The sequence below is a fragment of the Knoellia locipacati genome, assembly GCF_007992835.1.
GTDB lineage: Bacteria > Actinomycetota > Actinomycetes > Actinomycetales > Dermatophilaceae > Knoellia > Knoellia locipacati.
The window spans coordinates 553,375-567,452 of sequence record NZ_BKBA01000008.1 but is presented as its reverse complement, the minus strand read 5'-3'; the positions used below and the strand labels follow the sequence as shown (position 1 = coordinate 567,452).

Below are 14,078 nucleotides of genomic sequence, written 5' to 3'. Positions count from 1 at the left end.
GTGCTGCTCCGTCGTAGGGGGGCAATGATGACGCGAGAGAACGGGGGGTGAGATGGCAGGCAGGCACGATGACGAGTTCGCAGAGTTCGCGACGGGAGCGAGCCCACGGCTGCTCCGCACCGCATGGCTGATCTGTGGCAACGCGACCCAGGCCGAGGACCTGGTGCAGTCGGCGATGCTCAAGGTCTACGTGAGGTGGGGGTGGCTGCGCGGCCGCCAGCCGATGGCGTACGCACGCCGCTGCATCCTCAACGACCACATCGACACTCACCGCCGCCGCAGGCGCGAGACCACGGTGAGCGTGCTGCCCGAGGGCGAGCACCACGACCGCGAGCCGGAGGACACCGATGCGATCGTCCGCCTCCTCGCCACGCTTCCCACTCGCGAGCGGCAGGTCGTCGTCATGCGCCACTACGCCGGGCTGACCGAGGCCGAGGTCGCCGACCTCCTCGACGTCAGCGTCGGCACCGTCAAGAGCAGCGCCTCCCGCGGCCTCGCCCGGCTCCGTGAGGCGCTCGCCGCCCAGGAACTCAAGGAGGGCCACCATGTCTGACCTCGACCAGCACGACGACATCCACGACCTGCTCGTGGGCGCCCCCGCGCCGCGGCTCCACTACGACCTCGACGCGACGCTTCGCACCGGACAGCGGATCCGGGCGCGCCGGCGCCTCGCTGCTGCGGGCGGTGGCGTGGTCGGCCTCGCCGCCGCGGCGACGGCCCTCGCCCTGGTGCTCCCGGGCACGCCGAGCGCGTCCGTGGCTCCTGCCGGCCCGTCTCTGTCCGGGTCGGTGTCCACCTCGCCATCGCCCTCCGCGTCGGTCTCGACGCGGGCGACCACGCAGTGCTTCCCCGACGACTCGTCGGCGGGCCGGACCCCGTGGCTCACGGCCACCGCGCCCGGCGTGCTCCCGACGGGTGGCGCGGTCACCGTGACGGCCGAGATCCTCTCGGGCTGCTCCACCAATGTGCTCGCCCAGTCAGAGAGCGCCGAGGGCAAGGGGGCGACCGAGGTCACCCTGGGACTCACCGAGCGGCCGACGACGGCCTCGTGGATCGTCGCGAACGCCGCCGTCCTCATCCTTCCCAAGGGACAGCGACCGTGCGGCTACTCCTTCGCCGACTCGCTCCCCGCCGGCGTGACCGTCACCCGCGGCGAGTGGGACGTCGTCGTCCAGCCGATCGACACCTCGCTGCTCAACAAGGCTGCCTCCAGCGGAACCGTGGACATCTGCAAGGGCGACTCGGTGGTCACGCGCGACCTCCCCCAGATCAGCGAGCACGACCTCGGGGCCAAGACGGACCGCGCGGGTGCACCGGCGACATGCGACCTCGACGAGCTCGGCACGGCGCAGGACTCGGCCCGGACCTGGGCCCGGCACACCGTCCCCGCCTACCTCGGCAAGGCCGACGTCGCCGTCGAGGTCCGGGCCCACCCCGGCGCGGGGTGCACCGGCGAGGGTGTGACCGAGGGGCCCCTGAGCCCGACCGACCCCACCGCCGGCGTCCTCCTCGAGGTCGACGTGCCCGAGGTCCCGACCGCAGCCTTCTGGGACTTCGTCCACGCTGGTGACCAGCTCGTGGCCGCGTTCTTCCTGCCCGCCGGGCAGGACGTGTGCGATGTCGACTTCTCCGGCACCGAGCTCACGGGTCGCCAGAACCTCGCTGACGCGACCGACATCGCACTCGACAGTGGCTGGACCCTGCAGCTCCAGCCCTTGCCGGACACCAACCGGTCGTTGGAGCTGCGGGCGAGGGTGTGCACGCCGAGCGGCGTGGTCACGCCGAGCCTGGCTCCCCTCAGCGCGGGGTGACCCGACCCGCGAACGGAAGCGGACGGCATACCCACTGCCTTGGGTATGCCGTCCACTTCCGTTGCGCGAGAAGGGAACTCAGCCCTCCGTCGCCTCGGGGCCGGGCCAGTTCCTGTCGGGCTGCGGGGTGGGGCGGCCGGGCTGCTCGCCACCGCGCGCCTGCAGGTAGCTGTCCTTGGGGACCATGACCTTGCGGCGGAAGATGCAGACGACCTTGCCGTCCTGGTTGTAGCCGATCGTCTCGACGTGCACGACCCCGCGGTCGTCCTTGGAGGTCGACTCCCACTTGTCGAGGACGCGGGTCTCGCCGTAGAGCGTGTCGCCGTGGAAGGTCGGCGCGACGTGGCGCAGGCTCTCGATCTCGAGGTTGGCGATCGCCTTGCCGGAGACGTCGGGGACGCTCATGCCGAGCAGGATCGAGTAGACGTAGTTGCCCACGACGACGTTCTTGCCGAACTGCGTCGTCTCCTCGGCGTAGTTGGTGTCGAGGTGGAGCGGGTGGTGGTTCATGGTCAACAGGCAGAACATGTGGTCGTCGAACTCGGTGACCGTCTTCCCGGGCCAGTGCTTGTAGGTCGCTCCGACCTCGAACTCTTCATAGCTGCGTCCGAACTGCATGCGCCCCATCCTCGCCTGCGACCGTCCGTCTGCGCGCGGGTCTGCCGCGTGCGTTCCCTCACAGCCCCGCTCGGCCCCGGCTCTTCGGCGCTCGGAGCTCGGCGCTCGGCGCTCGGGTGGAGGATCCGAGGGGCTCTGGTCCCCGAGATCCTCCCCACGAGTGTGAGCGGAGGTCGGCCCGGGCCACCTAGGCTCTGGCGGCATGGCGGACTTCATCGGAGCGGTCGACCAGGGCACGACGAGCACGCGGTTCATGGTCTTCGACCACGACGGCGCCGAGGTGGCGCGCCACCAGCTCGAGCACGAGCAGGTGCTCCCCCGCGCCGGGTGGGTCGAGCACAACCCGCTGGAGATCTGGGACCGCACCCAGACCGTCATCGGCAGCGCGCTGACGAGGGCGGGGCTGTCGGGCAGCGACCTCGCCGCCATCGGCATCACCAACCAGCGCGAGACTTCCATCGTCTGGGACCGGCGCACCGGCCGCCCGTTCCACAACGCGATCGTCTGGCAGGACACGCGCACCGACTCGATCGCCAAGGCCCTCGATGCGGACGAGCGCGGGCAGACGATCCGGCACAAGGCGGGCCTGCCGCCGGCGACCTACTTCTCGGCCGGCAAGGTCCAGTGGATCCTCGAGAACGTCGACGGCGCCCGAGAGGCGGCCGAGCGCGGCGACGCCCTCTTCGGCACGCTCGACACGTGGCTCGTCTGGAACCTCACCGGAGGCCCCCGCGGCGGCATCCACGCCACCGACGTCACCAACGCCAGCCGCACGATGCTCATGGACCTCACGACTCTCGACTGGGACGACGAGCTCCTCGGCTTCTTCGACATCCCGCGGCGGATGCTCCCGGACATCCACGCGAGCAGCGACGACACGGCATACGGGACGACGTCCGGGGAGCGAGGGACCGCGAAGGTGCCGATCACCGGCGTCCTCGGCGACCAGCAGGCGGCGACGGTCGGGCAGGTCTGCTTCGAGCCCGGCGAGGCCAAGAACACCTACGGCACCGGCAACTTCCTCCTGCTCAACACCGGCACCGAGCTCGTCCGCAGCGAGAACGGCCTCCTCACCACCGTGGCGTACCAGTTCGGTTCTGCCGCACCGGTCTACGCGCTCGAAGGCTCGATCGCCGTCACGGGGAGCGCGGTCCAGTGGCTGCGCGACCAGCTCGGCATCATCTCGGGCGCGTCCGAGATCGAGGGGCTCGCGGCGCAGGTCGACGACACCGGCGGCGTCTACTTCGTGCCGGCGTTCAGCGGCCTGTTCGCGCCGTACTGGCGCAGCGACGCGCGCGGCGCGATCGTCGGGCTCTCACGGTTCAACACCAACGCCCACCTCGCGAGGGCCACGCTCGAGGCGATCTGCTACCAGAGCCGCGACGTCGCCGACGCGATGACCGCCGACTCCGGTGTCCGGATCGAGACCCTGCGGGTCGACGGCGGCGTCACCGCCAACCGCCTGTGCATGCAGCTCCAGGCCGACATCCTCGGCGTGCCCGTGAGCAAGCCGGTGGTCGCCGAGACGACCGCGCTCGGAGCGGCGTATGCCGCAGGGCTGGCGGCCGGGTTCTGGTCCGGGACCGAGGAGCTCAGGTCCAAGTGGGCCGAGGCCGAGCGGTGGGAGCCGCAGTGGTCGGACGACCAGCGCCGCGACGGGTACGCCGGGTGGAGGAAGGCCGTCGAGCGGACGCTGGACTGGGTCGACGTCGACTGAGGCGCGGCTACTCCGGTGCGAGCGGCTGGGCGAGGGCGTCGTAGACGATCTTCGACAGACCGTTGATCGTCTCCTTACCGTGGCGGAAGCCCCGGGGGCTGCGCGTGAGGATCGCCATCGAGTGGCTGCGCCCGTTGCCGAGGACCCGACCGATCGAGTTGAGGCGGTAGCCGTCAGGCATCGGGCCCCAGCCGTTCTTCGTCTCGGTGTAGGTGCCTGACGGCAGGGGCGGGTCGGCGACCCCCCACCGCTGGTCCGGGATGACGCCCGACATGAGGTGGCGGATGTAGGCCCGGTGCCCGCCGTGGATGACCGGGGTGCCGGAGACGACCGCGTCGACGGCCCTGACGAGGTCGGAGGGCGTCGAGGTGCTGTAGCCCCACCACGTGCCCGAGCCGGCGGGACCGCCGCCGCGCACGGTCGTGGCCTTCAGCTCGAGCAGGTCGGCGACCTGCTGCACGCTGGGCGTCCTCACCCACCCGAGCAGGGCGTCGGTGGCGTCGTTGTCACTGGCCTGGATCATGCGGCGCGCGTGCGAGTGCTGGGTGTCGGTGAGCGGGGTGCCGCTGTCCTGGACCCGCTTGAGGCAAGCCATGAGGATGAGGACCTTGACCGTGCTCAGCGTCTGGTTCTCGAACTCGCGCCACGCGAACCGGCCACCGGTGCGAAGGTCGTGGACGACGAGGCCCATCGTCCCGCCACGTGCGGCACGGTGCTCGTCCAGCGCTGCGGTGAGGGCGGCCCTGTCGAGCGTCGCGACGGCGGGGAGCGCCGGGCGAGCGGGGTGGGTGGCGGCAGCGCCTGCGGACGGGCCGAGGGCGAGCCACGCAGGCACACCGACGGCGGCACCGGCGAGGGCGGACTCGACGACGAGTCGGCGACTCAGCGGGCGGGAGGCAGACATGGACCACAGGGTAGGCGGAGGTCGCCGCCTATGCTCATTTCTGTGACCCTCTCACCTGCGGCACGGACATCCACCCTCGAGCGGCTGCGCTCCGGCGAGGAGCTCGACGTGCTCGTCGTCGGTGGTGGCGTCGTCGGCTGCGGCGTCGCGCTCGACGCCGTCACCCGCGGCCTGTCGACCGGTCTCATCGAGGCCCGCGACTACGCCAGCGGCACGAGCTCGCGCTCGAGCAAGCTCATCCACGGCGGCCTGCGCTACCTCGAGATGCTCGACTTCGGGCTCGTCCACGAGGCGCTCCAGGAGCGGCGGCTGCTCCTCACGACGATCGCGCCGCACCTCGTGCGGCCGGTGCCGTTCATGTACCCGCTGAGCAAGCCCGCCTGGGAGCGCTTCTACGTCGGGTCGGGCATCGCGCTCTACGACGGGCTCGCCTTCGGGGTGCGCCAGACCGCCGGCCTCCCCCGCCACCGCCACCTCGGCAAGAAGGCCGCGCTCCGCCTCATGCCCAGCCTGCGACCCGATGCGCTCACGGGCGCGATCCAGTACCACGACGCGCAGGTCGACGACGCGCGCTTCGTGCTCGAGCTGGCCCGCACCGCAGCCATGCACGGCGCCCACGTCGTCAACCGCGTCGCCGCCGTGAGCATGCTGCGCTCCGACGACGGCGAGCGCGTCGTCGGCGTCCGGGCTCGCGACAACGCCACCGGTGAGGAGTTCGACATCCGCGCCCGCCGGGTCGTCGCCGCCGCCGGCGTGTGGACCGACGAGATCCAGCAGATGCTCGGCGAGGACGGCCCGCTCAAGGTCCGCTCCAGCAAGGGCATCCACCTCGTCGTGCCGCGCGACCGCATCACCTCGGAGACCGGCGTCATCCTGCGCACCGAGAAGTCGGTCCTGTTCATCATCCCGTGGGACGAGCACTGGATCATCGGCACCACCGACACCGACTGGACCCTCGACAAGGCGCACCCGGCGGCGACCGCGGCCGACATCGACTACCTCCTCGCCACGGTCAACTCGGTCCTCGTCACGCCGCTCACCCGGGACGACATCGACGGCGTGTATGCCGGCCTGCGCCCCCTGATCTCGGGCGACGAGACCGACGAGACGACCAAGCTCTCGCGCGAGCACGTCGTCGCGACACCGGTTCCGGGGCTCACGCTCATCGCCGGCGGCAAGTACACGACCTACCGGATCATGGCCAAGGACGCCGTCGACGAGGCCGTCAAGGACCTCGGCGTCGAGGTGGCGCCGTCCTCGACCGACAAGGTCCCCCTCGCCGGCGCCGTCGGCTGGGAGTGGCTGAGCGAGCGACCGCAGATCCTCGCCCGGTCGGCCGGGATCGACCAGGAGCACGTCGAGACGCTGCTCGAGCGCTACGGCACGCTCACCAAGGAGATCATCGCGATCATCAATGCCCAGCCCGAGCTCGGCGAGCTCCTGCCCGGCGGCGAGACCCACCTCAGGGCGGAGGTCGTGTATGCCGCCGCGACCGAGGGAGCGATGCACCTCACCGACATCCTCACCCGCAGGACGCGCATCTCGATCGAGGCGCGGGACCGTGGGCTGAGCGCCGCTCCACACGCCGCAGCGCTCGCCGCGCCGATCCTCGGCTGGGACGACGCCCGGGTCGCCGAGGAGATCGACATCTACCACCGCCGGGTCGAGGCCGAGATGTCGAGCCAGACGATGCCCGATGACGCGAGCGCCGACCAGGCCCGACGGCTCGCCCCCGACGCCGCCCTCTGACCCGAGCACCCCTCCCCCGAGGGACGTGATCAACTCACCAATTCCTCCCCTCCGTCACCAGCCTGACCGGTGACGAACGAGGGGAATTGGTGAGTTGATCACCGGCGGGCCAGCTCGAGGGGTGGGCCGTGGTGGGTGCACCAGCCGAGCACCTCGTCGTCGAGCTCGACCTGCGGCCGCCACGTGCTCGTCGTCGGCAGCGGGTGCGGGTCCTCCAGGGCCACCCGCGCCAGCGGCATCCTCACCCGGGCCTCCTCGATCGCATCGAGCATCGCGGCGTACTCCTGCGGCGGCCAGTACTGCCGGGTGATCGAGTGCCACACCACCGTGAGCACCCCCTCGGGCGCCGGCTCGGCGAGCTGCGCCCGCACCCAGCCGGCCGCACCCGCCCGGTCGACCATCACAGGTGTCTCGCGCAGGGTCGCCAGCGCCGCCACCAGACGCCCGTCGCGCTCGGGCATGTGCGGCCAGATGAAGGACCGGAGGTGGGCCGCGCCCTCGTCGGTCGTCGCGTCGAACGGGTCGAGATCGCACCCACGTCGTTCGACGACCTCGACCTCGACGGGCGTGAACCCCGGCGCCTCGCAGCCCTCGAGCACCAGGTGCGCGTCCCTCGGCCCGGCCGTCCACCCGTCCCCGACGAACCGGAACCGGTCGACGAGCAGGTTGAGCCCCGCCGACGCCCCGGGCTCGAGGAGCCGCACCCGGTGCAGACCGGTCCGTCGCACCGCTTCCGACAGTCCGGCGAGCAGCGCGACCGACCGGCCGACCTCGTTGGTCTGCGGCGCCACGTCCAGCCCCTCGCGCAGCTCGGCCACGTGCGCACGCAGGACAGGCTCCAACGCCGGCCACACGGCATACCGGTCGGCAGTTCCACCCACAGAGGGATAGAAGCAGGCCAGCCCGGGCGCCTCGCCACGCAGCACGATCCGGTGGATGCCGGCGAGCAGCCGCAGCTGGACCATGTCGCCGGCCGGCGCATCCTCCCGCCCCCGCAGGATCTCGCGCACGACACCGCCGCGGTCCCAGTCGTCGGCGAGCTCACGCACGAGCACGCCGTAGAGGTGGTCGGTGCTGCCGCCCCAGTGGCTGCGCATCCGCTCGACCACGGTGGCTCCGTCGTACGCACTCACGCGTGCCACCATAGAGCCGTGAGCGAAGAGCAGAAGCAGGCAGAGAACCGCGCGCGTCCGACGACCGAGGAGTTCCGCGGCTTCGTCCGTGAGGACTGGGCCGAGCGTCGCCCACAGGCGACCGGGCAGTCCCCTGCGGCTCCGTATGCCGCGACGCGCCGCGAGGACGTCAGCGCCGCCTTCCCGGGTGACCGGCTCGTCGTGCCCGCCGGTGGCCTCAAGGTGCGCAGCAACGACACCGACTACGTCTTCCGCCCGCACACCGCGTTCGCCCACCTCACGGGCCTGGGCGCGGACCGCGAGCCCGACGCCGTCCTCGTCCTCGAGCCCACCGACGACGGCCACGAGGCCGTCCTCTACTTCCGCCCGCTCGGCGAGCGCGACAGCGACGACTTCTTCGCCGACGCCCGCTACGGCGAGTTCTGGGTCGGCGCCCGCCCCAGCCTGGCCGACATCGAGCTCGAGCTCGGCCTCACCGCCCGCCACATCGACGAGTTCGAGGCGGCCGTGGCCAAGGACGCCGGTCAAGTCACCGTGCGTGTCGTCCGCGACGCCGACCGCGAGCTCACCGCCTCGCTCGACGAGTCGCGGGTCGAGAACGGCGCCGAGCGCGAGTCGCTCGCCGAGCACGACGACGCTCTCGCGCACGCCCTGTCCGTCCTGCGCCTCACCAAGGACGAGTACGAGATCGAGCAGATGCGTGAGGCCGTCGCAGCCACGCACGTCGGCTTCGAGGCGGTCATCGCCGAGCTCGAGACCGCCGCCGAGCTCGGTCGCGGCGAGCGCTGGATCGAGGGGATCTTCGGCCTGCACGCCCGCCACCAGGGCAACGGCGTCGGCTACGACTCGATCGCCGCGTCCGGCGACCACGCCAACACCCTGCACTGGATCAAGAACACCGGTGACGTCGCCGAGGGTGACCTCGTCCTCCTCGACGCCGGTGTCGAGGTCGACTCGCTCTTCACCGCCGACATCACCCGCACCCTCCCCGTGAGCGGCACCTTCACCGACGCGCAGCGCGAGATCTACGACGCCGTGTACGCCGCGCAGGAGGCCGGGATCGCCGCGGCCAAGCCGGGCGCGAAGTTCTCGGACATCCACGCCGCCGCCATCCGCGTCATCGCCGAGCACCTGCACGCCTGGGGCCTGCTGCCCGAGGGCGTCTCGGTCGAGGACACCCTCGACACCGAGCACGGACAGTACCACCGCCGCTGGATGGTCCACGGCACCTCGCACCACCTCGGCCTCGACGTCCACGACTGCGCCCTCGCCACCCGCGCCGAGTACATGGACGCCGAGCTCGCGCCGGGCATGGTCCTCACCGTCGAGCCCGGGCTGTACTTCAAGGCCGACGACCTCAAGGTGCCCGAGCGCTTCCGCGGCATCGGCGTGCGCATCGAGGACGACATCGTCATCACCGCCGACGGCAACGAGAACCTCTCGGCCGCGATGCCGCGCAGCAGCGCCGACGTCGAGGCGTGGATCGCCGACATCCGCGAGGAGAACGCCGTCTGACCCCGCGGGGGCCTCAGCGGCGGTTGACGACGTCGAGGACGAGGGCGTGCGTGACGCCCTCGACCTGTGCCGCCTTGGCGCCCATCTCGAGGATCATCGGCACGAGCTGGTCCGGCTTGGGGAAGTCGTCCGGCAGGGCTGAGTTGTATGCCGTGTGCTCCTCGAGCGAGGCGACCGCCACCGCGACGCGGTCGGAGACGTCGACGTAGTGCGTCGGTCGTGAGGTGCCCGAGAACGCGAGCACCTTGACGCTCCACGGCTCGAAGCCCTCGTCGACGAGCTCGGGGAAGATCCACCGGTTGCCGGCGTCCGCGACCGCGTCCACCGTGGCCAGCCCCACCGCACGGTGGTCCGCCTGGTTGAGCATGCCCGCGACGAAGCGGTCGCCGTAGTCGCCCGTGACCACGACGTCCGGACGGCGACGACGGATCTCGCGGGCGATGTCGCGCCGCAGGTCCAGGCCGTACTGGACGACCCCGTCGTGGTGGTTGCCGAAGTCCACCTCGGTCACGCCGACGACGGCGGCACTGGCCCGCTCCTCGGCCTCACGCACGCGGGCGGCCTCGTCGGGTGCCATCGTGTCGATCCCTGCCTCACCGCGGGTGAGCAGGAAGTAGGTCACGGTCGTGCCCGCCTCGGTCCACTTCGCGACCGCGGCCGCCGTGCCGTACTCGATGTCGTCGGGGTGGGCGACGACACACAGGACTGACGTGAAGTCCTCGGGGAACGCCTCCAGCGGAGGGTCGAACGGGGCTGCATCCATGGCGTTCAGGCTAGCCCCGGCTCCCGTGGGGCAGGCTCAGTTCGTCGAAGCCGGGCCCTCGGTCGTCGTGGCGCGACGGGCGGCGTCCTGGAGGCGCTGCGCCTCGGCCTGGGCGGCGGCCATCGGGTCCATCTGGGCGATGAGCTCGCGCCCGCGGGCGGCGTGCTTGTGCTCGGTGAGCACTTCGTACTTCGTCGCGACGACCTGGGTCACCGAGGTGAAGTCACGCTGGCCACCGGTGAGCGAGTAGCCGACGAAGGCCCAGATCGCTCCGAACACGGCGCCGAAGACGACGGTCATGAGCACCGAGGTCCACGCGAACCCGCTCGTGTCGAACAGCGCGAAGATCATGCCGATGAGCAGACCGAGCCAGGCGCCGGAGAGCACACCACCGAGCAGGATGCGGCCCCGCGTGAGCCGACCCGTGACCCGCTCGAGCTGCTTGAGGTCGGTCCCCACGATGAGGACGTTCTCGACCGGGAACTCGTGGTCGGACAGGTAGTCGACGACCTTCTGGGCCGAGGCGTAGGTGTCGTGGACCCCGAGCGACATCGGGTAGTCGAGGGACATCAGCTTCTGGGCCGCTGCCGGACCCAGTCCGCGCGTCGGTTGGGTGCTCATGCCCCTAGTTTCGCACCCCGGACTGGATGAAGGCTGGGAGCCCGCTGACCGGCATACGAACGCGGTGCTCGGCCCTTGAGCTGCGACTCGAGAGGTGCGCGAGGAACGAGCTCACCGCTTGAGTGCGTACTCCTCGAGGAGGCGGCGGCCGATGATCATCTTCTGGATCTCCGCAGTGCCCTCGCCGATGAGCAGCATGGGGGCCTCACGGTAGAGGCGCTCGATCTCGTACTCCTTCGAGTAGCCGTACCCGCCGTGGATCCGGAAGCTCTGCTCGACCACGTCGGCGCAGTACTCCGCCGCGAGGTACTTCGCCATGCCGGCCTCGAGGTCGTTGCGCTCGCCCTTGTCCTTGATGCGCGCCGCCTTGACCATCATCTGGTGCGCGGCCTCGACCTTGGTCGCCATGTCGGCGAGGCGGAACATGATCGCCTGGTGCTGGGCGATCTGCTTGCCGAAGGTCTCACGCTGCTGCGCGTAGGCGATGCCGAGCTCGAAAGCCCTGCGGGACAACCCACATGCCCGGGCCGCGACGTTGACGCGGCCCACCTCGACGCCGTCCATCATCTGGTAGAAGCCCTTGCCGGGCACACCGCCGAGGATCTGCGCGGACGTCGTCTCGTGGCCCTCGAGGACGAGCTCGGTCGTGTCGACGCCCTTGTAGCCCATCTTCTCGATCTTGCCCGGCACCGTGACGCCCTGAGCGGTCTGCCCGAAGCCCGGCTCCTTCTCGACGAGGAACGTCGTCATGTTCTTGTAGGGGCTGTCGCTCTCGCCCAGGTCGGTCTTGACGAGCACCGCGACGAGGTTGGACGAGCCACCGTTGGTGAGCCACATCTTCTGCGCGTTCACGGTCCACTTCTGGTCCTCGCCCTCGCCCTCGCCGGCGACCGCCTTGGACTTGATCGCGGCCACGTCGGACCCGAGCCCCGGCTCCGACATCGAGAACGCGCCCCGCACCTCACCCGTGGCCATCCGCGGCAGGTAGCGCTGCTTCTGCTCCTCGGTGCCGTGCTGCAGCAGCATGTAGGCCACGATGAAGTGCGTGTTGATGATGCCGGACACCGACATCCAGCCGCGCGCGATCTCCTCCACGCACAGCGCATAGGTGAGCAGCGACTCCCCCAGCCCGCCGTACTCCTCGGGGATCATCAGCCCGAAGATCCCCATCTCCTTCATGCCCTCGACGATGTCCGTGGGGTACTCGTCGGCGTGCTCGAGGTCCTGCGCGACCGGGATGATCTGCTCCTCGACGAACTGCCGCACGAGCTTGATGAGCTCGCTCTGCTCGTCGGTGAGACCTTCGGTGCGCTGGAGCCGAGACATGCGTGGAAGCCGCCTTCGTGAGTGGGGGACAGACGTTGTCGAGTATGCCGTCCGCCCCAGTCCGCTCCCACCCGTCAGCCGTGTGAGTCCTCCCACCTCCCGCGCTGACAATTCGGTGGCGCGCACCCGAGGAGGGGTGCCACGCTGGGACCCAGCCGCACGGCATACCGATGCCCGTGCACCGACTCCGAGGAGGCGTGACATGTCCACGACTGTCCTGGGCCGTTCCCGTGCCCACATCCTTCACACCTCGGAGTCCACGAATGACCTTTCACGACGCTGCGACCGAGTCGCCGCTGTTCGCCAGCACCACGTGCCCTGACGCCCCGCCCGAGGGCGAGCGCTGGTCCTCCTGGGACGGCGCCATGCACGGGCCCAAGCCCCGACCCGAGTGGGTCATCACCGCCCTCGGCGCCGTCGAGGAGGACCTCGGCGTCCTCAAGACCGGCAAGGAGGCCGACGTCCACCTCCTCCGGCGCTGGCTGCCCGACGGCACCACCGCGCCCGCGGTCGACAGCCTCCTCGCCGCCAAGCGCTACCGCGGCAGCGAGAACCGCCTGTTCCACCGGGACAGCGGCTACCTCGAGGGCCGCCGGCTCCGCAAGAGCCGCGAGATGCGCGCCATGGCCCGGCGCACCGAGTTCGGCCGGGCGATGATCGCCGGTCAGTGGGCGGCGGCCGAGTTCGACGCGCTCGCCCGGCTGTGGGAGCTCGGGCTGCCCGTGCCCTACCCGGTGCAGCTCAGCGAGGCCGAGATGCTCATGGAGTTCATCGGCACCGGGCGCACCGCCGCACCGCGGCTCGTGCAGACCAAGCCGTCACCGGCGCTGCTCGCCCAGCTGTTCGAGCAGTTCCGCCACGTCGTCCTCACCCTCGCGCAGGAGGGCTGGGCGCACGGTGACCTGTCGCCCTACAACGTGCTCCTGCACGAGGACCGGCTCGTCGTCATCGACTGGCCGCAGATCGTCGACGTCGTCGGCAACCCGCACGGCTTCGAGTTCCTCGAGCGCGACATCCGGACGATGTGCGGCTGGTTCGTCCGGCGTGGGCTCGACGTCGACGCCGACCTCGTGTTCGGTGACGCCGCGTCGATGGCAGCCGGGTCGACGTGGTGACGCGGCGTCGGGCGGGTCAGTAGACCCAGACCTTGCGACCCATGTTGACCCAGCCCGTGGACCAGAGCATGTCCTGCGCCTGGGTGCTCACGCGGCAGCAGCCGTGCGACGCGGGGTAGGGCGGGATCGACGACGAGCCGTGGATGGCGAAGTCGCCCTTCCAGTAGGTCGGGCGCCACATCGAACCGAGGCGGCCGTTCTGCCACCCGCCGGGGTAGCGGTAGTAGATCGAGTAGCTGCCGGTGGGCGTGCGCGCCGTCTTCCACGAGCCGCCGGAGTAGTAGCGCTCGCCGCTGCCCGTGCTCGTGTTGAGCGTGTAGAGGAGCTTGCCGTTGCTCACGACCATGAGCAGCTGGCGCTTGATGTCGACCTCGATGAGCGAGCCCGAGGTCGAGCGCGGGCGGGGCTTCACGCCGCGGGCGAGCAGGCCCCAGGCGCTGAGGTCGACGCGGCCGCTGCGTCGCGCCCCCGCGGCCTTCTGCAGGGCCCAGACCGCCTGCTGCGTCACGTGGCCGAAGGAGCCGTTGGGCGTGCCCACCCAGTAGCCCAGCGCGCGGAGCCGGGTCTGCGCCTCCTTGACGGCGCTGCCCGTGGACCCGAGCACGAGGACGGGGCGACCCGCCGCCTCCGCGCTCGAGGCGGCGAGGGCGCTGGCACCCAGCACGGATGCCCCGGCTCCCCCCATGAGCGCCGCGCGTCGCGACACGTGGTGACCAGTGATCTCCATCGTTCCCCTGCTTTCACGTATCTCCCGTGTCCGCACAGACGCGCGAGGCCCAGGTGGTTGCGTCGCGGGGAGTGGAAGG

At 70.9% G+C, this 14,078-nt stretch carries 13 protein-coding genes; 6 read left to right on the top strand and 7 right to left on the bottom strand.

Translation table 11 applies throughout. The features are described 5' to 3' along the window. Positions 1-52 precede the first annotated feature (52 nt). Both KLO01_RS10980 and KLO01_RS10975 read left to right on the top strand, forming a co-directional pair. On the top strand, positions 53-553 hold the full coding sequence (locus KLO01_RS10980; protein ID WP_147064974.1) for a SigE family RNA polymerase sigma factor: 501 nt from the start codon (positions 53-55) through the stop codon (positions 551-553). Continuing rightward, complete coding sequence (locus tag KLO01_RS10975) at positions 546-1,811, top strand: hypothetical protein (protein ID WP_147064972.1); 1,266 nt, start codon at positions 546-548, stop codon at positions 1,809-1,811. The genes KLO01_RS10980 and KLO01_RS10975 overlap by 8 nt, the downstream gene beginning before the upstream one ends. 78 nt (positions 1,812-1,889) lie before the next feature. Here KLO01_RS10975 and KLO01_RS10970 read toward each other — a convergent pair whose 3' ends face one another. Continuing rightward, complete coding sequence (locus KLO01_RS10970; RefSeq protein WP_345119118.1) at positions 1,890-2,438, bottom strand: MaoC family dehydratase; 549 nt, start codon at positions 2,436-2,438, stop codon at positions 1,890-1,892. A 193-nt stretch (positions 2,439-2,631) separates the two neighbouring features. Between KLO01_RS10970 and glpK the strand changes: the two genes are divergently transcribed. Next, positions 2,632-4,146 (top strand): glycerol kinase GlpK, encoded by a 1,515-nt coding sequence (gene glpK / locus KLO01_RS10965; protein ID WP_147064967.1) that lies wholly within the window; start codon positions 2,632-2,634, stop codon positions 4,144-4,146. 7 nt (positions 4,147-4,153) lie between these two features. Here glpK and KLO01_RS10960 read toward each other — a convergent pair whose 3' ends face one another. After that, the gene (locus KLO01_RS10960) at positions 4,154-5,050 is read right to left on the bottom strand and encodes a serine hydrolase (protein ID WP_147064965.1); all 897 of its coding nucleotides are present in this window, start codon (positions 5,048-5,050) and stop codon (positions 4,154-4,156) included. A 30-nt stretch (positions 5,051-5,080) separates the two neighbouring features. Here KLO01_RS10960 and KLO01_RS10955 point away from each other — a divergent pair, with 30 nt between their 5' ends. Continuing rightward, positions 5,081-6,799 carry a glycerol-3-phosphate dehydrogenase/oxidase gene (locus KLO01_RS10955; RefSeq protein WP_186828007.1) on the top strand — a complete coding sequence of 573 codons (1,719 nt, stop codon included), beginning with the start codon at positions 5,081-5,083 and terminating at the stop codon, positions 6,797-6,799. 98 nt (positions 6,800-6,897) lie between these two features. Here KLO01_RS10955 and KLO01_RS10950 read toward each other — a convergent pair whose 3' ends face one another. Beyond that, positions 6,898-7,932, bottom strand: a complete 1,035-nt coding sequence (locus KLO01_RS10950; RefSeq protein ID WP_147064961.1) for a DUF2332 domain-containing protein — start codon at positions 7,930-7,932, stop codon at positions 6,898-6,900. A gap of 18 nt (positions 7,933-7,950) precedes the next feature. Here KLO01_RS10950 and KLO01_RS10945 point away from each other — a divergent pair, with 18 nt between their 5' ends. Then, on the top strand, positions 7,951-9,447 hold the full coding sequence (locus KLO01_RS10945; protein WP_147064959.1) for an aminopeptidase P family protein: 1,497 nt from the start codon (positions 7,951-7,953) through the stop codon (positions 9,445-9,447). Positions 9,448-9,460: 13 nt separating this feature from the next. Here KLO01_RS10945 and KLO01_RS10940 read toward each other — a convergent pair whose 3' ends face one another. The 3 genes from KLO01_RS10940 to KLO01_RS10930 form a co-directional block, all read right to left on the bottom strand. Then, on the bottom strand, positions 9,461-10,210 hold the full coding sequence (locus tag KLO01_RS10940; RefSeq protein WP_147064957.1) for a PIG-L deacetylase family protein: 750 nt from the start codon (positions 10,208-10,210) through the stop codon (positions 9,461-9,463). Between the two features lie 36 nt (positions 10,211-10,246). After that, entirely contained in the window at positions 10,247-10,831 is a 585-nt protein-coding gene (locus tag KLO01_RS10935; protein WP_147064955.1) for a YflT domain-containing protein, read from the bottom strand. A gap of 111 nt (positions 10,832-10,942) precedes the next feature. Next, the gene (locus KLO01_RS10930; RefSeq protein WP_147064953.1) at positions 10,943-12,157 is read right to left on the bottom strand and encodes an acyl-CoA dehydrogenase family protein; all 1,215 of its coding nucleotides are present in this window, start codon (positions 12,155-12,157) and stop codon (positions 10,943-10,945) included. A 263-nt stretch (positions 12,158-12,420) separates the two neighbouring features. On the opposite strand from KLO01_RS10930, the gene KLO01_RS10925 reads away from it, so the two are divergent. Then, entirely contained in the window at positions 12,421-13,272 is an 852-nt protein-coding gene (locus KLO01_RS10925) for a serine protein kinase RIO (protein WP_147064952.1), read from the top strand. A 16-nt stretch (positions 13,273-13,288) separates the two neighbouring features. Here the strand turns inward: KLO01_RS10925 and KLO01_RS10920 are convergent, their stop codons facing one another. Beyond that, entirely contained in the window at positions 13,289-13,999 is a 711-nt protein-coding gene (locus tag KLO01_RS10920; protein WP_147064950.1) for a L,D-transpeptidase family protein, read from the bottom strand. Positions 14,000-14,078: the final 79 nt, after the last annotated feature.